At 61.3% G+C, this 20568-nt stretch carries 29 protein-coding genes; 22 read left to right on the top strand and 7 right to left on the bottom strand.

Annotation, left to right across the window (positions count from 1 at the left end):
• Positions 1-101: 101 nt before the first annotated feature.
• From ACTJK7_RS09955 to recX, 17 genes are all read left to right on the top strand, one after another.
• Positions 102-611: a phage baseplate assembly protein V gene (locus ACTJK7_RS09955; RefSeq protein WP_011332728.1), complete on the top strand. Its 510-nt coding sequence runs from the start codon at positions 102-104 to the stop codon at positions 609-611.
• Positions 611-1009: a phage GP46 family protein gene (locus ACTJK7_RS09950; protein WP_108559863.1), complete on the top strand. Its 399-nt coding sequence runs from the start codon at positions 611-613 to the stop codon at positions 1007-1009. Before ACTJK7_RS09955 ends, ACTJK7_RS09950 begins: the two co-directional genes overlap by 1 nt.
• Positions 999-2042, top strand: coding sequence for a baseplate J/gp47 family protein (locus ACTJK7_RS09945; protein WP_323150768.1), 1044 nt, complete (start codon positions 999-1001; stop codon positions 2040-2042). Before ACTJK7_RS09950 ends, ACTJK7_RS09945 begins: the two co-directional genes overlap by 11 nt.
• The gene (locus ACTJK7_RS09940; RefSeq protein WP_085697370.1) at positions 2030-2629 is read left to right on the top strand and encodes a YmfQ family protein; all 600 of its coding nucleotides are present in this window, start codon (positions 2030-2032) and stop codon (positions 2627-2629) included. The genes ACTJK7_RS09945 and ACTJK7_RS09940 overlap by 13 nt, the downstream gene beginning before the upstream one ends.
• A gap of 11 nt (positions 2630-2640) precedes the next feature.
• Positions 2641-3735, top strand: coding sequence for a phage tail protein (locus tag ACTJK7_RS09935; RefSeq protein ID WP_108559867.1), 1095 nt, complete (start codon positions 2641-2643; stop codon positions 3733-3735).
• A gap of 7 nt (positions 3736-3742) precedes the next feature.
• The gene (locus tag ACTJK7_RS09930; protein ID WP_236196167.1) at positions 3743-4309 is read left to right on the top strand and encodes a tail fiber assembly protein; all 567 of its coding nucleotides are present in this window, start codon (positions 3743-3745) and stop codon (positions 4307-4309) included.
• Between the two features lie 22 nt (positions 4310-4331).
• The gene (locus ACTJK7_RS09925; RefSeq protein ID WP_440780710.1) at positions 4332-5258 is read left to right on the top strand and encodes a hypothetical protein; all 927 of its coding nucleotides are present in this window, start codon (positions 4332-4334) and stop codon (positions 5256-5258) included.
• Positions 5258-5725: a phage tail assembly chaperone gene (locus ACTJK7_RS09920; RefSeq protein WP_108559871.1), complete on the top strand. Its 468-nt coding sequence runs from the start codon at positions 5258-5260 to the stop codon at positions 5723-5725. The genes ACTJK7_RS09925 and ACTJK7_RS09920 overlap by 1 nt, the downstream gene beginning before the upstream one ends.
• A gap of 41 nt (positions 5726-5766) precedes the next feature.
• The gene (locus ACTJK7_RS09915) at positions 5767-6663 is read left to right on the top strand and encodes a gp53-like domain-containing protein (RefSeq protein WP_108559873.1); all 897 of its coding nucleotides are present in this window, start codon (positions 5767-5769) and stop codon (positions 6661-6663) included.
• A complete protein-coding gene (locus ACTJK7_RS09910; protein ID WP_064379053.1) occupies positions 6664-7110 on the top strand; it encodes a hypothetical protein in 447 nt (148 codons plus the stop codon).
• Positions 7111-7128: 18 nt separating this feature from the next.
• The gene (locus ACTJK7_RS09905; RefSeq protein WP_108559875.1) at positions 7129-8289 is read left to right on the top strand and encodes a hypothetical protein; all 1161 of its coding nucleotides are present in this window, start codon (positions 7129-7131) and stop codon (positions 8287-8289) included.
• Positions 8289-8543 carry a hypothetical protein gene (locus ACTJK7_RS09900; protein ID WP_440780711.1) on the top strand — a complete coding sequence of 85 codons (255 nt, stop codon included), beginning with the start codon at positions 8289-8291 and terminating at the stop codon, positions 8541-8543. The genes ACTJK7_RS09905 and ACTJK7_RS09900 overlap by 1 nt, the downstream gene beginning before the upstream one ends.
• 33 nt (positions 8544-8576) lie before the next feature.
• Positions 8577-9140, top strand: a complete 564-nt coding sequence (locus tag ACTJK7_RS09895) for a glycoside hydrolase family 19 protein (RefSeq protein WP_440780712.1) — start codon at positions 8577-8579, stop codon at positions 9138-9140.
• Positions 9122-9652, top strand: coding sequence for a lysis system i-spanin subunit Rz (locus ACTJK7_RS09890; RefSeq protein ID WP_108559877.1), 531 nt, complete (start codon positions 9122-9124; stop codon positions 9650-9652). The genes ACTJK7_RS09895 and ACTJK7_RS09890 overlap by 19 nt, the downstream gene beginning before the upstream one ends.
• 68 nt (positions 9653-9720) lie before the next feature.
• The gene (locus tag ACTJK7_RS09885) at positions 9721-10221 is read left to right on the top strand and encodes a CinA family protein (RefSeq protein ID WP_108559879.1); all 501 of its coding nucleotides are present in this window, start codon (positions 9721-9723) and stop codon (positions 10219-10221) included.
• Positions 10222-10304: 83 nt separating this feature from the next.
• Positions 10305-11363, top strand: a complete 1059-nt coding sequence (gene recA, locus ACTJK7_RS09880; RefSeq protein ID WP_003222269.1) for a recombinase RecA — start codon at positions 10305-10307, stop codon at positions 11361-11363.
• Positions 11364-11371: 8 nt separating this feature from the next.
• The gene (gene recX / locus ACTJK7_RS09875; RefSeq protein WP_108559881.1) at positions 11372-11842 is read left to right on the top strand and encodes a recombination regulator RecX; all 471 of its coding nucleotides are present in this window, start codon (positions 11372-11374) and stop codon (positions 11840-11842) included.
• A gap of 68 nt (positions 11843-11910) precedes the next feature.
• Here the strand turns inward: recX and ACTJK7_RS09870 are convergent, their stop codons facing one another.
• On the bottom strand, positions 11911-13029 hold the full coding sequence (locus ACTJK7_RS09870) for a TIGR00730 family Rossman fold protein (protein ID WP_085612334.1): 1119 nt from the start codon (positions 13027-13029) through the stop codon (positions 11911-11913).
• Between the two features lie 352 nt (positions 13030-13381).
• Between ACTJK7_RS09870 and ACTJK7_RS09865 the strand changes: the two genes are divergently transcribed.
• Positions 13382-13576, top strand: a complete 195-nt coding sequence (locus ACTJK7_RS09865; protein WP_011332745.1) for a hypothetical protein — start codon at positions 13382-13384, stop codon at positions 13574-13576.
• On the opposite strand, the gene ACTJK7_RS09860 is transcribed toward ACTJK7_RS09865, so the two are convergent.
• Positions 13577-14002, bottom strand: coding sequence for a PA3611 family quorum-sensing-regulated virulence factor (locus tag ACTJK7_RS09860; RefSeq protein WP_064379061.1), 426 nt, complete (start codon positions 14000-14002; stop codon positions 13577-13579).
• Positions 14003-14191: 189 nt separating this feature from the next.
• Here ACTJK7_RS09860 and ACTJK7_RS09855 point away from each other — a divergent pair, with 189 nt between their 5' ends.
• Positions 14192-14935: a tRNA-uridine aminocarboxypropyltransferase gene (locus ACTJK7_RS09855; RefSeq protein WP_085655601.1), complete on the top strand. Its 744-nt coding sequence runs from the start codon at positions 14192-14194 to the stop codon at positions 14933-14935.
• Here ACTJK7_RS09855 and ACTJK7_RS09850 read toward each other — a convergent pair.
• Positions 14902-15168, bottom strand: coding sequence for a hypothetical protein (locus tag ACTJK7_RS09850; protein ID WP_139831636.1), 267 nt, complete (start codon positions 15166-15168; stop codon positions 14902-14904). The genes ACTJK7_RS09855 and ACTJK7_RS09850 overlap by 34 nt on opposite strands.
• Here ACTJK7_RS09850 and erdR point away from each other — a divergent pair.
• Complete coding sequence (gene erdR / locus ACTJK7_RS09845; protein WP_064379063.1) at positions 15161-15811, top strand: response regulator transcription factor ErdR; 651 nt, start codon at positions 15161-15163, stop codon at positions 15809-15811. The genes ACTJK7_RS09850 and erdR overlap by 8 nt on opposite strands.
• A gap of 75 nt (positions 15812-15886) precedes the next feature.
• On the top strand, positions 15887-16249 hold the full coding sequence (locus tag ACTJK7_RS09840; RefSeq protein ID WP_003222276.1) for a diacylglycerol kinase: 363 nt from the start codon (positions 15887-15889) through the stop codon (positions 16247-16249).
• Here the strand turns inward: ACTJK7_RS09840 and ACTJK7_RS09835 are convergent.
• Positions 16246-17172 (bottom strand): LysR family transcriptional regulator, encoded by a 927-nt coding sequence (locus tag ACTJK7_RS09835; protein ID WP_011332748.1) that lies wholly within the window; start codon positions 17170-17172, stop codon positions 16246-16248. The two genes, ACTJK7_RS09840 and ACTJK7_RS09835, sit on opposite strands and share 4 nt — an antisense overlap.
• A 144-nt stretch (positions 17173-17316) precedes the next feature.
• Between ACTJK7_RS09835 and fpr the strand changes: the two genes are divergently transcribed.
• Complete coding sequence (gene fpr, locus ACTJK7_RS09830; protein WP_003222277.1) at positions 17317-18096, top strand: ferredoxin-NADP reductase; 780 nt, start codon at positions 17317-17319, stop codon at positions 18094-18096.
• 110 nt (positions 18097-18206) lie between these two features.
• Here fpr and tsaA read toward each other — a convergent pair whose 3' ends face one another.
• The 3 genes from tsaA to ACTJK7_RS09815 form a co-directional block, all read right to left on the bottom strand.
• Entirely contained in the window at positions 18207-18905 is a 699-nt protein-coding gene (gene tsaA / locus ACTJK7_RS09825) for a tRNA (N6-threonylcarbamoyladenosine(37)-N6)-methyltransferase TrmO (protein ID WP_170929000.1), read from the bottom strand.
• Between the two features lie 198 nt (positions 18906-19103).
• Positions 19104-19874: an SDR family oxidoreductase gene (locus ACTJK7_RS09820; RefSeq protein WP_085655598.1), complete on the bottom strand. Its 771-nt coding sequence runs from the start codon at positions 19872-19874 to the stop codon at positions 19104-19106.
• Between the two features lie 156 nt (positions 19875-20030).
• Positions 20031-20498: a DUF1456 family protein gene (locus ACTJK7_RS09815; RefSeq protein ID WP_108559885.1), complete on the bottom strand. Its 468-nt coding sequence runs from the start codon at positions 20496-20498 to the stop codon at positions 20031-20033.
• Between the last annotated feature and the right edge of the window lie 70 nt (positions 20499-20568).

Here is a 20568-nt window from a genome sequence, read left to right as displayed (position 1 = left end):
TAGCGGTGGTTACCGCAAACACTACTTTGCCTGACACACCGCCATCGCGGGGCAAGCCCGCTCCCACAGGTTTTGTGTTGGCAAAGTCCTGAGGACAATTCATGAGCCTACTGACACGCCTGCTGGCGCGCGGCACTGTCGTGCTCGCCAATTCGGCATCCAAGCTGCAATCGCTGCAAATGCGCCTCACCGCCGGTGAAGTGAACGACGACATGGAGCACTTCGAACCCTACGGCTTCACCAGCCATCCGCTGGCCGGTGCCGAAGGTGTCGTCACGTTTCTCGGCGGTGACCGTTCTCACGCCATCGCTCTGGTGGTCGCCGACCGCCGTTACCGCCTGCAATCGCTGGCGGCCGGCGAGGTGGCGATCTACACCGACGAGGGCGACAAGATTCACTTCAAGCGCGGGCGGATCATCGACATCGAAACCGCCACGCTCAATATCCGCGCCAGCACCGCCGTGAACTTCGAGACGCCGGTGATCAACCAGACCGGCAAGATCGTTTCCAAGGGCGATCAAGTGGCCGGCGGTATCAGCCAGATCAAGCACGTGCACGTTGGCGTGCAGGCGGGCAGTGGCCAGACCGGCGCGCCGGCGGGAGGTCAGTGATGCTCTTCAGTCAGAACCTCCACGCCGCGCTGACCCGTGCGGTGCTGATCAGCCTGTTCACCTGGCGCCGTGCCGCCGACGACGATGCCCTCGACGACGAGGAGCGTTTCGGCTGGTGGGGCGACACCTTTCCCACCGTGGCCGACGATCGCATCGGCTCACGACTGTGGCTGTTGCGCCGGGTCAAGCTGACCCGCCAGACGCAGATGGACGCCGAGTTCTATGCCCGCGAAGCCTTGCAGTGGCTGATCGATGACGGCCATTGCCGCGCCATCGACATCATCAGCGAACGCCTCGACGCCCAGCGCCTGAACCTGCGCACGGTCCTGACCCTGGCCGACGGCGAACGCCTGGACATCAACCCCGATAACAGTTGGCAGGTGATCTATGCCGTTTGAAACCCCTTCGCTGCCGGTGCTGATCAAGCGCACCCAAAGCGACCTGGCCGGCGATTCGCTGCGCCAGTCCGATGCGCAAGTCCTGGCCCGTACACTCGGTGGTGCCGCTTACGGTTTGTATGGCTACCTTGACTGGATTGCCGAGCAGATCCTGCCCGACACCGCCGATGAATCGACCCTGGAACGCATCGCCGCACTGCGCCTGAACCAACCGCGCAAACCGGCGCAGGTTGCCACCGGTACGGTCAGCTTCAACGCCACGGCGGGCGCTGTGCTGGACGCCGATACGTTGCTGCAGGCGAGTGACGGTCGCACCTTCAAAGTCACTGCCGCGCGCACCACCGTCAATGGCGTCAACAGCACCAGCATCGCCGCCCTGGATGCCGGCAGTCTGGGTAACGCCGAGGCCGGGCTGGCGTTGACGCCGGTGCAGCCGATCGCCGGTGTGGTCAGCAACAGTTTTGTGGTGTTGGCGCCGGGGCTCAATGGCGGCGTGGCGCGGGAAAGCCTGGAGTCATTGCGCTCGCGGGTGATCCGCTCCTATCGCGTGATCCCCCACGGCGGTTCGGCCAGCGACTATGAAACCTGGGCGCTGGAAGTACCGGGTGTGACCCGCGCGTGGTGCCGTGGCGGCTTCCTCGGGCCGGGCACCGTCGGCGTGTACATCATGCGCGACGACGATCCGCAACCGGTGCCGAATGCCGATCAACTGGCCGAAGTGCAGGCTTATATCGAGCCGTTGCGCCCGGTGACTGCCGAAGTGCATGTACGCCCGCCGGTGCAGAAGCCGGTGACTTATCAACTGAAGCTGATCCCCGACACCACTGCCGTGCGCGCCGCCGTCGAAACCCAGTTGCGCGATCTGCATAACCGTGAAGCCGACCTGGGCGAGGATCTGTTGATCAGCCATATCCGCGAAGCGATCAGCAGCGCGGCAGGTGAAACCGATCACGTGCTGTCAGCCCCGGTGGCGAACGTGGCCGCGGGTGACAGCGAACTGCTCACCTTCGGGGGGTGCGTATGGCTGCCATAAGAACCGCCGCGCAATACCAGGCGCAACTGCGCGCCTTGCTGCCGAGCGGTCCGGCATGGGATCCGGAGCGCGTGCCGGAGCTTGAGGAAGTGCTGCAAGGCGTCGCCGTCGAACTGGCGCGCCTCGACGCTCGCGCCGCCGACCTGCTCAACGAGATGGACCCGGCCGGCGTCAGCGAACTGGTGCCGGACTGGGAACAGGTGATGAACCTGCCCGACCCGTGCCTCGGCGCCACGCCGCTGTTCGACGACCGTCGCCTCGCCGTGCGCCGCCGCTTGCTCGCAGTCGGCAGCCAGGCCGTCGGCTATTACCTGGAAATCGCCAAAAGCCAGGGTTACCCCAACGCCACCATCACCGAACTCGAAGCCCCGCGTATGGGCCGTTCGCGTTTCGGCGCAGCGCACTGGGGCACCTGGGAAGCGCAGTTCATGTGGACGCTCAATACCGGCGGCCGCTTGCTGCTCGGCCGGCGTTTTGGCGCGAGCTACTGGGGCGAGCGCTTCGGCGTGAATCCGGGCTCGGCGCTGGAATGCCTGATCCACCGGGCGGCACCGGCGCATACCAAGGTGCATATCAACTATGACTAGGGAATAACGCAATGGATTATCCGAAGAGTGTCCCCAGCGTCGGCCTGGTCGATGGCCGGTTCGTCGATGAAAATCCGGTGGCCGGAACGCCCGGCTCCTTGATTCCGGCGGTGTGGGGCAACAGCGTTACACAAGAGATTCTCAACGTGATTACTGGCGCCGGGCTGGCAGCCGCCGAGGCCGATACCGGTCAGTTGCTCAGAGCCATTCAATCGATTGTCGGCAATGCCAGTCCTATGCGCTCAGTGGTGACACGGCTGACGGCTTCCAAGGCGCTGACCGACCCGGAGCTGGGCCTGGTGCTGATCGATGGCGGATCCAGTGCCGTGACGGTGACGTTGCCGCCGGCAAACGCAGCGCTGGGTGTGCGCGATGTAATTGTTCGGCGCATGGATAACAGCGGCAACCGTCTGATCGTTCAGGCGTCAGGTTCCGACCGCATTCGTTTTCATACGCACCTGTCACCCAGCGGTTATCCGTTTCTGGTGTTGATGGGCGGCGGGGATTGGTGGCAGTTGCGCAGCGATGCTGCGGGTAGCTGGTGGCCAGTCGGTCGGTTCGACAACACTCCACTCGGCCGACCGTTTTTTGAAACGACCATCCTGCTCAGTCCCGGTGGCTACGGTGCGCTCAACGGTACAGTCATGAAGCGTGCCGAGTGGCCCTGGTTGTGGGACCACGCGCAGCTATCCGGAATGTTGGGTACCGAAGCCGCGCGTGCGGGCAACGAAGGTAAATGGACGTCGGGTGACGGTGCCGCAACCTTCCGAGGCCCTGAAGGGCGCGGTGAGTTTCTGCGAGTGCTGGACGAGGGGCGGGGCGTGGATGCGGCACGTGCGATGGGTTCTTTTCAGGTGGGCTCGACGCATTCGTATGCCATGGGCGCCAATGGTGCCGGAGCGGTCGGCGCGTGGTGGTCGGACAGCCTGACGAGTTTCGGTGCCGATACTCGTGAAGAACCGCAATACGTGTCCGGGCTGTACAACGGTGGCCCGGTCTTCCCTGCCGGTACGAGTTATCAGCGGGATGCCGCCAACGCCCTGCTGCTGGCGTTCAAGTCCCGCCCTCGCAACATCGCCTATCCCGGCCGTATCAAGCTCATCTGAGGTGCCTATGTTCAACTATCTGTTTGACGGCTCGGGCGCCTTGTCCGGGCCTGTCGAGTTTTTTGTGACCCCGGGCATCGGTATTCAACTGCCCAGCAATGCGGTGGAGTTGTCCTTCGAGTTGCCCGCGCCAGAAGCCGGTCGTACCTGGGCCCTGATCAACGGTGTACCGCGAGAGGTGATTGACCGGCGCGGTCCGGTTTTCCGCAAGGATGGCGGCGGGCAGCAGATCTGGAGTGAGTTGGGGGAGTTGCCCGATACCCTCACAACGCAGCCCTGGCCGGGGGAATTTCATGTGTGGCGCGGCGACGCCTGGCAAGTGGATGAACAGGCCCGATTGCTCAGCATCAGCCAGCAGATGCTGGAACAGCGCGACACGCTGCTGCGCGATGCCGTCCTGCGCATCGCCCCCCTGCAATACGCCGAAGACATCGGCGACGCCAGCCACGAAGAGCAACTGCAATTGCTCGAATGGAAGCTCTATAGCGTGGAGCTGAATCGCATAGAAAAGCAGGCCGGTTTCCCCACTGAAATCACTTGGCCGGCAGTGCCCGGCGCAAGCGTAACCAACTGACCGCAGCACAGGGAACCGTGCAATGGATTATCCAAACAGCATCCCCGGCGTCGGCCTGGTCAACGGCGGTTTTGTCGATGAAAACCCGGTTGCCGGCACGCCCGGATCATTGATCCCCGCCGCCTGGGGCAACAGTGTCACGCAAGAAATTCTCAACGCCATCAAGGCCGCCGGACTGACGCCGGACGAGAGCAAGACCAATCAGTTGGCAACGGCCATTGGCGCTCTCGTCGACTTCACCAAAATGAAAAACACCCCGACCACGCTGGCGGGCTACGGCATCACCGATGCGGTGGGGCGGTTGTTGGCGGTCAGGCAGATCGAGACGGTCGGGATCACGGTTTACCGCCCCAACCCCAATGCGAAAAGGATTCGCGTCCGGCTGGTCGGCGCGGGAGGTTCTGGGGGGGGATGTGCACCTGTCGAGGTGAGCACTCTGCGAATTGGCGGAGGCGGTGGCGCCGGTGCCTATGCGGAAGGTCTGTACGACGTGACAACGGACATGCTCGCCGGCGTGCCGGTCACGCTGGGCGCCGGTGGCGCGTCCCGCACTGTGGCTGGCTTGGCGGGGGGCGGCGCTTCGTTCGGTTCTTTGATGAGTGCTGCCGGTGGCGCTGGCGGATCGGTTCTGGCTGTCGCCGTGGGACCCACGGCGAACGGCTTCGTCCAGGGCGGTCCGGGTGGTCAGGTGGTCACGGGCGGCAATCTGACCAACGCCCGCGGCATGAGCGGTGGGTTCGCGATGTTCAACAACAATTGGGGCGTGCTTTCCGGTACCGGAGGGGCCAGCCCGTTTGATGGCGGTGCGTCGTCCACCGGTATCAACGGCAATGGCTATGCGGGGGTTCGTGGTTCCGGAGGTGGAGGTACCTGCTCCAACAACACGTCTGTGTCGTTTCTGAGCGGTGCCGGCGGCAACGCTTTCTGTGAAATCTGGGAGTACGCGTAATGGTCATGTATGCACGCATTGAAAACGGTGTCGCGGTCGAAGTGATCGACACCGGTGACTACGCGATCGACCAACTCTTCGCGCCTGCTTTTGTCGCTGCGATGGTGCAGGTGCCCGAGGGTGTGAGCGTCGAAATCGGCGCGCCGATGGCCGATGCGACTCCCGCGATCGAACCTTCGTGCGAACCGCAAATTCCTGTCATCGCTCAGGTCGCAATGGTCGACGACAACGAGCCTCTGGCAGCAGAGCGCGCCTGGCGCCAGTCCGCACTCGCAGCCACCGAATGGCAAGTCACCCGCCACCGCGACGAGCAGGAACTGGGACGCGGAACAACGCTCAAGGCCCAGCAATATCTGGAGCTGCTCGAGTACCGCCAGGCCTTGCGCGACTGGCCAGGTGCCGGCGCATTTTCGTCCTCCGTTTTACGGCCGTCAGCGCCCCAATGGCTGGCTACGGACATTGGCTGAAGCCCTCACACAACCCATGAATTCAGATAAGGAGATAAACCGTGGACTACCCCAATAGTGTTCCCAGCGCAGGTCTGGTGAACGGCAAGTTTGTCGATGAAGACCCGGTCACCGGCAAGCCGGGATCCTTGATCCCGGCCAGCTGGGGCAACGGCATCACTCAGGAGCTGCTGACCGTCATCCAGACCGCTGGCCTCACCCCGTCCGAGACTCGAACCGACCAAGTGCTGACGGCATTGCGCAGCAACAAACTGTTTGCGACCGCGCCGCAGTTCGACAACAGTCAGTCGGTCGCCACTACCGCTTTCGTGAGCCGCAGCGGTCTGCAGTTTTCCGGTTTCGCCTCCTATCCCACGAGTACGACTTTGACAGCGGCCAGCGTGGGCGGCGTGGCCAGTTTTTCCAGCGCCACGCCGATTACGGCGACCCTGCCTTCCGTTGCCAATATTCCTCATGCCGGGACTCTGCATATCCTCAACGCCGGGAATGGCGTTCTGACGATCAGTCCCACCGGCAATGAAGCCATTGAAACCTGCAACGGCACGTTCGGGGCTCTCAGTCTCGGTCTCGGTGATTCGGCACAACTGGTCAAACTGAGCGGGCAATGGCGCCTGTATGGGGGCTCGATCAGTGACCGATATGCGGCTGCTCATTCCGGCGTCTATGGCAATGTCGGCTACCAGCGCTTTCCCAGTGGCAACATCGATCAATGGGGAGTAGGCACGACCGATGCCAACGGTGATGTTTACGTCACCTTTCCCATCGCATTCCCGACAACATTTTCATCGATTGTCGCCATGCATTCGGGGGGCGATGCAGCCATGGTCATTCAGTACGCAGGATCTGGAAGCAGAACCGGATGCCGTTTGAGGGTCCGTAGCTACAACGGAGCCGTCTCGCCAAACTGGGGCATCAATTATTTTGCAAAGGGCTACTGAATGAACCCGTTCAATGTGTTTTTCAGCGCAACTACCCGGGCCGTTTATGTACCCGGTATCAACACCTCGGACATTCCCGAGGATGTGATCGAAATTCCTCAGGCGTACTGGATCTCCCTGTTGCAGCAATTGGCCGTCTCGCCAAAGGTGATTGGCGTCAACAACGACAACGGGTTTCCGATTCTGGTGGATCCGCCGCCACCGAGTCCCGAAGAAGCAGCCGATATCGAACGCCATTGGCGCACGGCGCAACTGGCCGCGACCGATGGCCTGGTGGCGCGTGATCGCGATGAGCTGGAGGACGGCGGCGGCACCACGCTGACCACCGAGCAATATGCCGAACTGCAAACCTATCGGCGCGAGTTGCGCGGCTGGCCCCAGGCGTCGTTTTTCCCGTTCAGCGAGCATCGTCCGGTAGCGCCGCGCTGGTTGGCTTCGGCGCTCTAGCAGATAAAGGAAACGGAAATGGATTACCCGAAAAGCGTTCCCGGCATCGGGCTGGTGAACGGCAAGTTCGTCAATGAAGACGTCGTCGGTGGATTGCCGGGATCGTTGATTCCCGCGACCTGGGGCAACGGTGTCACCGATGAGTTGTTGAATGTCGTCAAGTCTGCGGGCCTTGAGCCGAGCGAAAACGATGCGACGCAGTTGCTCCTGGCAATCAAAAAGATAAGCCAGGTCGGTGAAGATAAACACGCCGCGGATATCGGCGCTGCCAATCTGTACATGGCCAACTACGTGCCGGCCATCACGACGTTGAAGGACGGGCTGGCGCTGCGCTTCATGGCAGGCAATGCCAATACCGGAGCGAGTACCTTTGCGCCGAATGGCTTGCTGCCCAAGCCGCTCTTGAGTCTGGCGCAGAGTGCATTGCGCCCAGCGGAGATTGTCGCAGGCAGTGTTTGCTCTGTGGTTTACAGCGCTTTGCTGGACTGTTGGCTGCTGGTTTACGCCAGTGGCGGCAACGCCAACAGCGGTCGATTGCTGGGGATCAAGACGTTCACCTCGTCGGGAATTTATGTACCGACGACGGGGATGAAAAATGTGCTGGTCAAGGTGCTGGGTGGCGGCGGTGGCAGTGGTGGAATAGCCGCGACCAACGGCAGCCAGGTTTCACTTGCCGGTGGCGGTGCTTCCGGAAGCTATGCCGAAGCATGGATTTCTTCAGCCGTCATAGGTGCGAACCAAGTCATTACCGTGGGTGCAAAAGGTGCGGCCGGAGCTGTTGCAGCAAGTGCCGGTCCAGGTGGGACCAGCTCCTTCGGCTCCTTGGTGTCTGCACCGGGCGGCGGCGGATCTCCCTCTCTCGGAGTCATCAATGTCACCGATTTTGGCTTGTTCGTCGGTGGCTTTCCGAGCACGAGCGCTACCGGCGGCAATATTGTTAGCAGTTCGGGTGCGGCCGGCAGTCCGGGGATCAACGTCACTGGCTCAATTCTGGCCGGGCATGGCGGGAACTCTCCGTTGGGTGGCGGTGGCTCTGGTAGCAGCGTGGCCCTGAGTCTTGCAGCACCAGGAACCGGCTACGGGGCAGGCGCCGGCGGCATTGCCAACGCCCTCAACCAACCGGGCAGACCCGGCGGTTCTGGCGCCCCCGGCGTCGTGATCATTTACGAGTACGCCTGATGAAAACCTACGCACGCGTTGTTGAAAACACGGTGGTCGAGCTGTTCTCGACCGATGGAAACATGGTCGAGATGTTTCACCCGGATCTGCTCTGGGTCGACATCACCGATATCACGCCCGCGCCGCAAATCGACTGGTCGGCAAACTTCGGCACCCTTGGCTGGGTGTTTTCGTCGCCGGAGGAAAGTGCCCCGGAGGGAACCCTGAAAACCCTGGCAAAGAAATGGCTGACGGGTCTCGGCCGCCAGTCGTGATTCAATCGGAGCATCCAGGGAGGAACGAGCATCATGCAAATCACTGAAGACAATCTACTCACCATCATGCCCAACGCCCGCCGCCAAGCGGGCGTTTTTGTTTCACCGCTCAACGATGCGATGGGGCGCCATCGCATCGACACGCCCAAACGCATTGCCGCGTTTCTCGCCCAGATCGGACACGAGTCGGGGCAGTTGCAGTACGTGCGCGAACTGGGCAACAACCAATACCTGAGCAAATACGACACCGGTACGCTGGCCTTGCGTCTGGGCAACACGCCGGAGGCCGATGGCGACGGGCAGAAGTATCGCGGGCGCGGGCTGATCCAGATTACCGGCCGCACCAACTATCGACAGTGCAGCCTTGGGCTGTTCGGCGATGAGCGACTGCTGGCGTTGCCGGAGCTGCTGGAGCAACCGCAATGGGCGGCCGAATCCGCGGCGTGGTTCTGGGCGCAGAACGGCCTGAACGCGCTGGCCGACCGTGATGAGTTCAACAGCATTACCCGGCGGATCAACGGCGGGTTGAACGGCTTGCAGGATCGCCTGGAACTCTGGGGGCGGGCGAGGGCGGTGTTATGCCAGCCTTCAGTCTGAGCGTCTGGCGGCTGATTGGCCTGGTGCTGTTGGCCGCAGGATCGGCGGCGCTGGCCTGGCAGTTTCAGGACTGGCGCTACGGTCGTCAATTGGCCGAACAGGCCCGGCTGCAGGCCGAGACCCTCAATCAACTGACTTCGGCCGCTGCCGCCGCGCAACAGGCCGAGCAGGACAAGCGTCTGGCCCTGGAGCAAAGGCTCGCGGCCGGCGAACAAACCCATTACCGAGCACTGAACGATGCCCAACGTGATCAGGATCGCCTGCGCGATCGCCTTGCCACTGCTGATCTGCGCCTGTCAGTCCTCATCGACGCAGGCGACGCTGCCCAAGGCTGTGGTGTGCCAGCCGCCTCCGGCGCCGGCGGCGTGGATCATGCAGCCGTACGCGCCCGACTTGACCCGGCGCATGCTCGACGAATTGTCGCCATCACCGGTGAAGGCGACCGCGGACTGATCGCCTTGCAGGCTTGTCAGGCCTATATCAGAGCGCTGGCGCCTGCACATTTTGAATAAGCTTGTGTATTGAAAGCGCAACCGGCTCGTGTACGGTGGTACCCATTCCATCCGATCCGGAGCGCGCCGTGAAAGAAATCACCCAACTGGCGGCCGAACTTGGCCGACGTCTGCAATTGCTCAATTCTCACGTCACTACGGCCGAGTCCTGTACCGGTGGCGGGATTGCCGAAGCCATCACCCGCATTCCGGGAAGTTCGGCATGGTTCGAGGCGGGTTACGTGACCTACTCCAACCGCCAGAAAACCCAGCAGCTGAATGTACCGACCGAGCTGTTCGGCACCGTGGGTGCGGTCAGTCGCGAGGTGGTCGAGGCCATGGTGCGCGGCGCCCAGGAAAAAAGCCTGGCGCGGTTTGCCGTGGCGGTCAGCGGCGTGGCCGGGCCGGACGGTGGTTCGCCGAACAAACCGGTGGGCACCGTATGGCTGGCGTGGGGCGTAGGCGACCAGATTTCCAGTGAGGTCCAGCACTTCGCCGGCAACCGCGACGAAGTCCGCCGACAAACGGTGAAGGCCGCGCTAGAGGGCTTGCTGCGACTAGCGGCACGAGAAATCGAAAATCAGGGGTAGGCGATCCGTGAACGCTGTGGAATAATACTGGCTACTTATACAGGTGTTGGCCGTCAGGCCTTATTGATTACGTGAGGACTTTAATGGACGACAACAAGAAGAAAGCCTTGGCTGCGGCCCTGGGTCAGATCGAACGTCAATTCGGCAAGGGTGCCGTAATGCGTATGGGCGATCAGGACCGTCAGGCGATCCCGGCCATTTCCACCGGCTCTCTGGGTCTGGACATCGCACTCGGCATCGGCGGCCTGCCAAAAGGCCGTATCGTTGAAATCTACGGTCCTGAATCTTCCGGTAAAACCACACTGACGCTGTCCGTGATCGCCCAGGCTCAAAAAGCCGGTGCGACCTGCGCCTTCGTCGACGCCGAACACGCCCTCGACCCAGAGTACGCCGGCAAGCTGGGCGTCAACGTCGACGACCTGCTGGTTTCCCAGCCGGACACCGGCGAACAGGCCCTGGAAATCACCGACATGCTGGTGCGCTCCAACGCCGTTGACGTGATCATCGTCGACTCCGTGGCCGCTCTGGTACCGAAGGCAGAAATCGAAGGCGAAATGGGTGACATGCACGTGGGCCTGCAAGCCCGTCTGATGTCTCAGGCGCTGCGTAAAATCACCGGTAACATCAAGAACGCCAACTGCCTGGTGATCTTCATCAACCAGATCCGCATGAAGATCGGCGTGATGTTCGGCAGCCCGGAAACCACCACCGGTGGTAACGCGCTGAAGTTCTACGCCTCGGTTCGTCTCGACATCCGCCGTACCGGCGCGGTGAAGGAAGGCGACGAAGTGGTCGGCAGCGAAACCCGCGTCAAGGTTGTGAAGAACAAGGTGGCTTCGCCGTTCCGTCAGGCCGAGTTCCAGATTCTCTACGGCAAGGGTATCTACCTGAACGGCGAGATGATCGACCTGGGCGTACTGCACGGTTTCGTCGAGAAGTCCGGCGCCTGGTATGCCTATGAAGGCACCAAGATCGGTCAGGGCAAGGCCAACTCGGCCAAGTTCCTGGCGGACAACCCGGAAGTCGCGGCCAAGCTCGAGAAGCAACTGCGTGACAAACTGCTGTCGCCAGCTGTGATTGCTGATTCCAAGGCTTCTGCGGTCAAAGAGACCGAAGACGACCTGGCTGACGCTGATATCTGATTGCACCGATGACAACCGCCGTACTCGATACCCTCGTCGCGGTGCGGCGAACCGCCATGGACCTGCTCGCACGCCGCGAGCACGGTCGAATCGAGCTGACGCGCAAACTGCGTCAGCGTGGCGCTCCCCCCGAGATGATCGAAACAGCCCTCGACCGTTTGACGGAAGAAGGGCTGCTTTCCGAAGCCCGTTATCTTGAAAGCTTTGTTTCCTATCGCGCCCGCTCCGGTTACGGCCCTCTGCGGATTCGCGAAGAACTGAGCCAGCGCGGTTTGCAACGCGCCGATATCGAACTCGCCTTGCGTGAGAGCGGTATCAACTGGCAGGAGCAGCTAACGGACACGTGGCAACGGAAGTTCTCCGGACAGCTTCCCGGCGATGCCAAGGAACGCGCCAGACAAGGTCGATTCCTGGCGTACCGGGGATTCTCGATGGAGATGATCAACCGCTTGTTCAGCGGCAGAGGGATGGACGATTAAATCGCTCCAGCCCAACGGAAAAATCAAAAACGGCCCGCTATTTCGATAGCGGGCCGTTTTTTTTGCCTTCACGTAACCTTCGACGGTTCGCGGGTGCGTTGCGCGGTCTGGGGTTTTGACTGGGCCCAGTTTTCCGGCAGGTTGATGTAGTCCACCAGTTCCCGCAGACGCCCGTGGTTTCGGGCATTGAACGCGAATGCCAGGCGCGTCAGGTGACTGAATTGAGCCTCGTCGTGTTCTTCGCCAGCGTAGGCGTGTTGATGGAACTGATCGCTCAGGCACAGATCGGCAAAAGCCTCCTGCATATGGTCGAGGGCCTGATCGCTAAGTTTGTGATTCATGCGAATGACAAACTGGCGCTTGAGCCAGCGGCTGGAGTGGAAGTTGCCATAGAACTGGTTGATCTGCTCCACCGCCTCTTCAACGTTGTAGACCAGGCGCATCAGCTTCATGTCGGTCGGCAGGATGTAGCGGTTTTCCTCCAGTTGCTGGCGGATGAAGTCCAGCGCGCCTTGCCAGAAAGTCCCTCCCGGTGCGTCCAGCAGCACCACCGGCACCAGAGGGCTTTTGCCGGTCTGGATCAGCGTGAGCACTTCCAGCGCTTCGTCCAGGGTGCCGAACCCGCCTGGGCACAAGACCAGCGCATCGGCTTCCTTGACGAAGAACAGCTTGCGGGTGAAGAAGAAATGGAACGGCAGCAGGTTATTGGTGCCGTCCACGGTGGGGTTGGCATGTTGTTCGAAGGGCAGGGTGATGTTGAAGCCCAGGCTGTGATCGCGACCGGCCCCTTCATGGGCGGCGGCCATGATTCCGCCGCCGGCACCGGTGATGACCATCATGTTCGAGCGGGCCAGTGACGCCCCGAGTTCCCGAGCCATGGCGTAAAGGGGATGTTCGACCGGGGTTCGAGCCGAACCGAATACCGTGACCTTGCGTCGCCCCTTGAACTGTTCAAGGGTGCGAAAGGCCTGCTCCAGTTCGCGCAGGGCTTGCAGGGTGATCTTGGCGTTCCAGCGGTTGTGGTCTTCCTGGGCCATGCGCAGCACGGTCAGGATCATGTCTCGGTAAATGGGGGAATTCGGGCTGTTGGGTGACACCAGGTTGAGTTGTTCTTCGACCTTGCTGATGAGGTCGTGGCCGCTTTCCTGAAAATGACGGCTGAGCAGGTCATTCGGTTGGTAAGGCATGCAACTTCTCCTTCTGCACAGAGCTTCCGGCCCTGACGTGCGGCGTCAGTGCCGCGCTGCAAGAAAACAAACAGCCGGCAGCTCCTTTCCTGCCGTTAATAAAAGATCGGGAATACGTTGAATCTAGACCCTCAATGCATTTTTCGCTCATTGAACATCGCGCCGCAAAGTCTTTCCTGGCAACTGGTTATTGCCGCTTTTCGAAGTGTTTTCACCGCTCGTCCGATGCCACGTCGAGGGCTGAATGCTCTGATTTACTAGGTTAAAGGCACCGTGCGACAACTTTGCGTCAACGAGCGTACGCCAGGTGCACGCTATTCAAGGATTTGCGGGTGGCAAGGAGGCGGGACACATGACCAGAGTCATTCTGGAGATCGATGCGCAGCTGTATCGATTGTTGAAAGCATCAGCCGAGACCAATCATGTGAGTCTCGAAGAGGAGTGCTGCCGACGCCTGGCGGGAGGGGAGCGCCGCTCGCGTTACTTGCAGGCCTTGCTGGCCGAACTGCGCGCCGAGGATGAACAGCGGCGCGCCACGTCGAGATGATTACTTCTTCTTCGCTGGAGCCGCTTTCGGGCAATCCGATTCCTGGTAGCTGGCGGAGCCGATCGCCTTGTTGGTTTTCACTTCGGTGAATTCATAACGCATGATCGCGCCCTTGGCCATCAGCTTACGGTACGACGGGTTGTTGCAGACCGAGGCGCCCAGCTGGAAATACACGGCTTTGGGATCGGCGCGCATTTTGTCGGCGTGGCTCTTTTGCACGCTCAGGTGATTGACCAGCGTGGTGCCTTCGACGGTGTAGCCCTGATCAAGAATGTCTTCGTTGATCGCCCGTGGCGTGCCGACGCTGCTTTGTGCGGCGACATTGCGCAGCTCTCGGTTCAGATTCTGCTCACTCAGGGATGCAGCCTGAGCGCTGAAGGACGAGGCCAGCAGAATGGCAGCGGTGGGAACGATAAGGCGCAGCATGAAACTCTCCTGGTTCAGTGACTGGTGGTTCGACCAGCCACGTGACTGTGCGTTCAGTGGCGGCGAATTATAGGGGAGCCGGTCGGGAGGGTACAGGCTTGTGCCCGTCGCTCTGGTAAACTGCCGGCCTTTATTGCCCTGCCGAGTGTCGTTCGTGTCGAGTTTCCCTGCCTGCCGGTGCCGTCTGCGATGAATCATGCCCCCAACGCCGTGGCCCGCCTGCGCGATCAGCGCGAGGACGAAGGCATCAAGCCGATCCAGGCCCGTGGTTTTCGCTCCCCGCGCTGCCGCGATTGCCGCGTGATCATCAGCCATTGCCTGTGCGCCTGGCGGCCGACCGTCGATACGCGTTCGGGTGTTTGCCTGATCATGACCGGCAAGGAAGTGTTCAAACCCAGCAATACCGGCTGGTTGATCGCAGACATCGTGCGCGACAATCATGCTTTCATCTGGTCGCGGACCGAGCCCGACGAGCAACTGCTGGCGCTGCTGAACGACCCGCAATGGCAGCCGTATCTGGTGTTCCCCGGCGAGTACGTCGAACCCTCGCGGGTGACCAATACCGTGGATCTCGATAGCAGCAAGCGTCCGCTGTTCATCCTGCTGGACGCGACCTGGACCGAAGCCCGGAAGATTTTCCGCAAGAGCCCGTATTTCGACCGTTTGCCGATCCTCAGCCTGTTGCCCGACAAGCTGTCGCGCTATCGCCTGCGCCGCTCGACCCGCAGCGAGCACCTGTGCACCGCCGAAGTGGCGGCGCTGTGCCTGGAACTGGCCGGCGATTCGGACGCCGCGTCGGCGCTGGATGCCTATTTCGATGTGTTCAGCCAGCATTACCTGGGCGCCAAGCAGCAACTGGACGTCAATGTGTCGACGCCGGCCCACGCTGAATTGCTGCCCTATATCCGAAACGCGGCGCCATTACCGGCCTGATCCTGGCCCATACTGCTAAAGCAGTGGCCGCGTGGCTTGACCACCCCGGCCTGGCTGGTCATGCTTGGCGCCGATTGGGGTGCGGCCAAGGTTTGAAACGCCGTTTTTTGTTCGTGATTGGCGTTGAACGTGCCCCTGTGGATACCGCCGCCGGGCGGTGTCTCGAGTTGCTTTGGCAAGGCCCGAATGCCCGGGCCCGCCATCAAAAACAGGATCATTTGAAAAATGGCCACATACGACATCCTGATTGCCGATGATCACCCTCTCTTTCGTAGCGCGCTGCATCAAGCAGTCACGATGGGCCTTGGCCCGGATGTACGCATGGTGGAGGTGGCGAGCATCGCCGAGCTGGAAACCCGCCTGACCGAGAAGGCTGACTGGGATCTGGTGCTGCTGGACCTGAACATGCCGGGCGCTTTCGGATTTTCCGGGCTGGTGATGCTGCGCGGTCAGTACCCGCAGATTCCGGTGGTGATGGTTTCGGCCCAGGAAGAAGCCTCGGTGATGGTCAAGTCCCGGGAATTCGGTGCCAGTGGTTTCATTCCCAAGTCCAGCGACCTGAGCGTGATTCAGGAAGCGGTGCGTAAAGTGTTGGACGGGGACGTGTTCTGGCCACCCCAGGCGTTCGAAGCGGTCAGCGTTTCGGATGAAGCCAAGGCTGCCAGCGATGGCCTCGCCAGCCTGACGCCACAGCAGTTCCGGGTGTTGACCATGGTCTGCGAGGGTTTGCTGAACAAGCAGATTGCCTACGAGCTGAATGTGTCCGAAGCGACCATCAAGGCCCACGTCACGGCGATTTTTCGCAAGTTGAACGTGCGGACCCGGACCCAGGCCGCTTTACTGCTGCAACAACTTGAGTCAATTCCGAGCCAGTAAGTACTGGCGTCTTCACGCTTTTTTGACTTTCGTTGATCTAGCTTCCCCACTTCCTTTCGGTCGGTTATCTACTTTATGTCACCTTTCAAGGGCCAGACGGGCCTGAAACGCATCCTCAACGCTTCCGGATACTCGCTGGACGGCTTGCGCGCCGCCTTCACCGGCGAAGCGGCTTTCCGCCAATTGGTGCTGCTTAACGTGGTTCTGATTCCACTGACGTTTTTCCTCAATGTCAGCCGGGTCGAGCAGGCGCTGCTGATCGCCGTGTGCCTGCTGGCGCTGATCGTCGAGCTGTTGAATTCGGCGGTGGAGGCGGCCATCGACCGCATCTCGCTGGAGTTGCACCCGCTGTCCAAGAACGCCAAGGACATGGGCAGTGCCGCGCAATTCGTGGCACTGAGCATGATCGCCCTGGTGTGGGCGGTGATTCTGCTTTAAGCGATGCTCGGCAGAACGATCTCGTCGCTGCGCTGGACCCCGGCGGTGAAGGCGCGGCACAGATCGAGGAATTCACGCATGGCGGAGGTCTGGTACTTCTGTTTGTGCCAGATGAAATAGAACTGCCGCGCCAGATCCAGATCCGGCGTCTCCACCGGCACCAGGCTGCCGCGCCGGAAGGCGTCCCGCAGCGCCAGCCGCGAAATGCAGCCAATACCCAGACCTGATTCCACGGCGCGCTTGATCGCTTCGGTGTGTTCCAGCTCGAGCCGGATGTTCAGCGCGCTGCGGTGATGCCGCATCGCCTGATCGAAGGTCAGGCGCGTGCCCGAACCCTGTTCCCGCAGAATCCACGCTTCATGGGTCAGTTCCTCCATGGTCGCGCTGCCGCGTTTGGCCAACGGATGCTGCGGGGCGCAGAACACCACCAGTTCATCCTCGACCCAGCTCTGCACTTCGATATCCGGATGGCTGCAATCGCCTTCGATTAGACCCAGATCAATTTCGTAGTGAGCAACCTGTTGCACGATATTGGCAGTGTTCTGCACGTGCAGCTTCACCTGGCTTTCCGGGTGGCGCTGCATGAAACCGCCGATCAGCAGCGTCGCCAGGTAATTGCCGATGGTCAAGGTCGCGCCCACCGACAGCGAGCCGAAACCGGATTTGCCGTTGAGCAGGTCTTCGATTTCCTTGGCCTGATCGAGCAGGGCCACCGCTTGCGGCAACAATTGTTTGCCGAGGGCGTTGAGGCTCAGGCGTTTGCCGGCGCGATCGAACAGCTGGCAGCTGGACTGGCGCTCCAGTTCAGTGATGGAAGTGCTGGCGGCCGATTGCGACAGGTTGAGCAGCCCCGCAGCTCGGGACACGCTTTCCTGCTGGGCGACGGCGACGAAGACTTGCAGTTGACGAAGAGTAAATCGCATATCGATATAACCGATAACCCTTATCTTAATAATCCAGTTAACAGATATTGTCGGCGCTATTAGAATGCGATGCAATTGCGCACCGTCGGCATTCTTCAACACGAGCCGGGCAGGCGCAGATCAATCTCCAGGAGTCCCACGTACATGAGCAACATGAACCACGAGCGTGTCCTCAGTGTTCATCACTGGAACGACACTCTGTTCAGCTTCAAGTGCACCCGCGATCCGGGCCTGCGCTTCGAGAACGGTCAGTTCGTGATGATCGGCCTGCAACAGCCCAACGGCCGCCCGCTTATGCGCGCTTACTCGATCGCCAGCCCGAACTGGGAAGAGCATCTCGAGTTCTTCAGCATCAAGGTGCCGGACGGTCCGCTGACCTCCCAGTTGCAGCACCTGAAGGAAGGCGACGAGATCATCATCTCGAAAAAACCGACCGGCACCCTGGTGCTGGACGACCTGAATCCGGGCAAGCACCTGTACCTGCTGAGCACCGGCACCGGTCTGGCGCCGTTCATGAGCGTGATCCAGGACCCGGAAACCTACGAGCGCTTCGAGAAAGTGATCCTGGTTCACGGTGTTCGTTACGTCAACGAAGTCGCCTACCGCGAGTTCATCACCGAGCACCTGCCGCAGAACGAATTCTTCGGCGAAGCGCTGCGTGACAAGCTGATCTACTACCCGACCGTGACTCGCGAACCGTTCGAGAATCAGGGTCGCCTGACCGACCTGATGCGCAGCGGCAAGCTGTTCAGCGACATCGGCCTGCCACCGATCAACCCGCAAGACGACCGCGCGATGATCTGCGGCAGCCCGAGCATGCTCGACGAGACCAGCGAAGTGCTCGACAGCTTCGGCCTGAAGATCTCGGCGCGGATGCGCGAGCCGGGTGACTACCTGATCGAGCGCGCATTCGTCGAGAAGTAAGCTGTTTATAGGTGACGCAGAGCGTCACTGGATGCATTACCACGCAGAGCGTGGGAACGATCAGCCCGCGTTGCCTGAGAAGGCAGCGCGGGCTTTTTCGTTTTCGCGATTCAGTCAGCGGCGGGAATCACTTCCAGGACGCGGATCTGCTCAGGCACAGGGTAATGCCAGCGCACATCCAGATCCCAGAACTGCGCGCCGTATTCGCGCTCTGGCGCGGGCGTCTGGTACGCCGGGCGCGGATCCTGGGCCAGGCATTGCTCGATCAGCTCGACCAGCGGCTCGGCCAGGCGCTGAGCGTGCGTGTGCGCCTGTTGCAGCGCCGTGTCCGTCCACTGCACGTCGATCAGGTGCGGCGCGGCACTGGCGATGCTGTTGGAGGCGTCAGTGATGATGTCGGCGTAGGGCACGTAGGGTTTGATGTCGAGAATCGGCGTGCCGTCCAGCAGGTCGATACCGGAGATGAACAGGCGATTGGCCTCGACCTTGTCCAGCTTCACCACCGACTGACCAATGCCGTTCGGCCGATGGGTGGCTCGGGTGGCGAACACGCCCATGGACTTGTTGCCACCCAGGCGCGGAGGGCGGACCTTGAGGCGCGGCTTGTCTTCCAGGGCCAGATGGAACAGGAACAGCAGCCAGACATGACTGACCTGCTCCAGCCCCTGCACCGCATCGCCCTGATCGAACGGCGCCACCAGCTCCAGCACGCCGCGGGCGGCAGGGGCCAGTTGCGGCTGGCGCGGGATGGCGAACTTCTCCTTGAAGCAGGAGCGGACAAAGCCGATGGGGGAGACGCTGTAAGTCATGGTTTGCATTCGAAGCGGAGCAGGGCGGGCATGATAACCCGGCAGGCTTCAAGTCTGGTGCTGACAGGGCTGACGCTATCGCTGCGATGCGGCGGGCCGACAAGCCAGCTCCCACAGGTTTTGTGGTGTACACAAATCCTGCTGACACTCGAGATCTCTGTGGGAGCTGGCTTGCCAGCGATAGCCGCACCGCCGATATCAGAGGCTGAACCCACCATCCAGCGGAATGATATTCCCGGTCATGTAGGCCCCGGCTGTACTCGCCAGGCTGATCGCCAGCGCCGCCATCTCTTCCTCGCGGCCCCAGCGTTTCATCGGAATCAGCGCGGTGTCTTCGGCAAGCGCCTGTTGATCACTGCCGATGTGCTGGGTCATCTTGCTCGGAAAGCGCCCCGGTGCGATGACGTTGACGTTGATGTGCTGGCTCACCAGTTCCCGGGCGAGGATCCGCGACAGCTGATGAAGGGCGGCCTTGCTCGGCCCGTAGGCGTAGGCCTGTTCACCAAAGGAAGAAATCCCCGCCACCGAACCGATGTTGATGATCCGCGCCGGATTGGCCGCCGACCCGGATTTGCGCAGCAACGGCAGAAACTGCTGGATGCAGCTGAACACCGACGTCACGTTGAGTTGCATGACCTTTTCCCAGCCCTTGACCGGGTAACTCTCCAGCGGCGCGCCCCAGGTGGTGCCGGCGTTGTTCACCAGAATGTCCAGATGAGTGATCTGTTCGCCCAGTCGCTCGGCCAGCTCTTTCACGCCTTCTTCGGTCGCCAGGTTCGCCGCCATGCCCAGACAAGTGCCCAGAGCACTGAGTTCTTCAGCGGTTTGATGACAGGCTTCCGCGTCACGGGAACAGACGTACACGCGGGCGCCGGCCTCGACAAAGGCCTTGGCGATCATTTTGCCGATACCACGGGTGCCGCCGGTCACCAGGGCGGTGCGGCCTTGCAGGGAGAAATACGGGTGCATGGCGATTCCTGAGGGCTAGGGTTCAGTACACCCTAGTCGCCGGCCGCAAAAAGCGGAGCCACTATTTTTCGAGGGAATGGGAGGCCATAGGGCCAGCTTCAAGTTGCGAGCGTCGAGCTACGAGTAAAAGCTTGCAGCTCGACGCTTGTCGCTGCTTTACGCTCTCACGCGGAGCGTGAGCCCCTTGAGGAAATTGCGCAGCAACTGATCGCCACACGGGCGGTAGTTGGTGTGGCCGACCTTGCGGAACAGCGCACTCAGCTCAGGCTTGGACACCGGGAAGTCGGCAGCCTTGAGGATCGCGTGCATGTCGTCTTCCTTCAATTCGAAGGCCACGCGCAGCTTTTTCAGGATGATGTTGTTGGTCACCGGCACTTCGATCGGCAGCGGCGGACGACTTTCGTCCTTGCCGCGCTTGAAGATCACCAGACCGTCGAGGAAGTGCGCGATGACTTCGTCCGGGCAGCGCACGAAGCCTTCTTCGTCTTCTTCTTTTTTGTCGAGCCAGGTGATCACGTCGGCGAGCGTTACATCCATGCCGCCGAGTTTGATGATCTCGACCACTTTCTTGTCGCTGATGTCGAGCATGTAGCGCACGCTGCGCAGAACGTCGTTGTGAACCATGTGTGCAATCCTGATTGTTCGCTGTGGGCACCGAGCGGGGCGCGATGCCGGAAATATTGGGTGGCTTGCG

The sequence above is a fragment of the Pseudomonas sp. 22085 genome, from assembly GCF_052045815.1.
Taxonomy (GTDB): Bacteria; Pseudomonadota; Gammaproteobacteria; order Pseudomonadales; family Pseudomonadaceae; genus Aquipseudomonas; species Aquipseudomonas glycinae.
Note: the sequence above shows the minus strand (reverse complement) of the source record. Positions and strands in the feature narration are given on the sequence as shown.

Coding starts and splice junctions, on each gene's coding strand:
- ACTJK7_RS09860 (WP_064379061.1), bottom strand. CDS start 14,002: ATGCTGCGCCTTATCGTTCCCACCGCTGCCATTCTGCTGGCCTCGTCC.
- ACTJK7_RS09920 (WP_108559871.1), top strand. CDS start 5,258: ATGGTCATGTATGCACGCATTGAAAACGGTGTCGCGGTCGAAGTGATC.
- ACTJK7_RS09890 (WP_108559877.1), top strand. CDS start 9,122: ATGCCAGCCTTCAGTCTGAGCGTCTGGCGGCTGATTGGCCTGGTGCTG.
- ACTJK7_RS09815 (WP_108559885.1), bottom strand. CDS start 20,498: ATGGTTCACAACGACGTTCTGCGCAGCGTGCGCTACATGCTCGACATC.
- ACTJK7_RS09840 (WP_003222276.1), top strand. CDS start 15,887: ATGTCACCTTTCAAGGGCCAGACGGGCCTGAAACGCATCCTCAACGCT.
- ACTJK7_RS09870 (WP_085612334.1), bottom strand. CDS start 13,029: ATGCCTTACCAACCGAATGACCTGCTCAGCCGTCATTTTCAGGAAAGC.
- ACTJK7_RS09935 (WP_108559867.1), top strand. CDS start 2,641: ATGGATTATCCGAAGAGTGTCCCCAGCGTCGGCCTGGTCGATGGCCGG.
- recA (WP_003222269.1), top strand. CDS start 10,305: ATGGACGACAACAAGAAGAAAGCCTTGGCTGCGGCCCTGGGTCAGATC.
- ACTJK7_RS09820 (WP_085655598.1), bottom strand. CDS start 19,874: ATGCACCCGTATTTCTCCCTGCAAGGCCGCACCGCCCTGGTGACCGGC.
- ACTJK7_RS09950 (WP_108559863.1), top strand. CDS start 611: ATGCTCTTCAGTCAGAACCTCCACGCCGCGCTGACCCGTGCGGTGCTG.
- ACTJK7_RS09910 (WP_064379053.1), top strand. CDS start 6,664: ATGAACCCGTTCAATGTGTTTTTCAGCGCAACTACCCGGGCCGTTTAT.
- ACTJK7_RS09940 (WP_085697370.1), top strand. CDS start 2,030: ATGGCTGCCATAAGAACCGCCGCGCAATACCAGGCGCAACTGCGCGCC.
- erdR (WP_064379063.1), top strand. CDS start 15,161: ATGGCCACATACGACATCCTGATTGCCGATGATCACCCTCTCTTTCGT.
- tsaA (WP_170929000.1), bottom strand. CDS start 18,905: ATGACTTACAGCGTCTCCCCCATCGGCTTTGTCCGCTCCTGCTTCAAG.
- fpr (WP_003222277.1), top strand. CDS start 17,317: ATGAGCAACATGAACCACGAGCGTGTCCTCAGTGTTCATCACTGGAAC.
- ACTJK7_RS09855 (WP_085655601.1), top strand. CDS start 14,192: ATGAATCATGCCCCCAACGCCGTGGCCCGCCTGCGCGATCAGCGCGAG.
- recX (WP_108559881.1), top strand. CDS start 11,372: ATGACAACCGCCGTACTCGATACCCTCGTCGCGGTGCGGCGAACCGCC.
- ACTJK7_RS09945 (WP_323150768.1), top strand. CDS start 999: ATGCCGTTTGAAACCCCTTCGCTGCCGGTGCTGATCAAGCGCACCCAA.
- ACTJK7_RS09865 (WP_011332745.1), top strand. CDS start 13,382: ATGACCAGAGTCATTCTGGAGATCGATGCGCAGCTGTATCGATTGTTG.
- ACTJK7_RS09955 (WP_011332728.1), top strand. CDS start 102: ATGAGCCTACTGACACGCCTGCTGGCGCGCGGCACTGTCGTGCTCGCC.
- ACTJK7_RS09895 (WP_440780712.1), top strand. CDS start 8,577: ATGCAAATCACTGAAGACAATCTACTCACCATCATGCCCAACGCCCGC.
- ACTJK7_RS09835 (WP_011332748.1), bottom strand. CDS start 17,172: ATGCGATTTACTCTTCGTCAACTGCAAGTCTTCGTCGCCGTCGCCCAG.
- ACTJK7_RS09925 (WP_440780710.1), top strand. CDS start 4,332: ATGGATTATCCAAACAGCATCCCCGGCGTCGGCCTGGTCAACGGCGGT.
- ACTJK7_RS09905 (WP_108559875.1), top strand. CDS start 7,129: ATGGATTACCCGAAAAGCGTTCCCGGCATCGGGCTGGTGAACGGCAAG.
- ACTJK7_RS09900 (WP_440780711.1), top strand. CDS start 8,289: ATGAAAACCTACGCACGCGTTGTTGAAAACACGGTGGTCGAGCTGTTC.
- ACTJK7_RS09930 (WP_236196167.1), top strand. CDS start 3,743: ATGTTCAACTATCTGTTTGACGGCTCGGGCGCCTTGTCCGGGCCTGTC.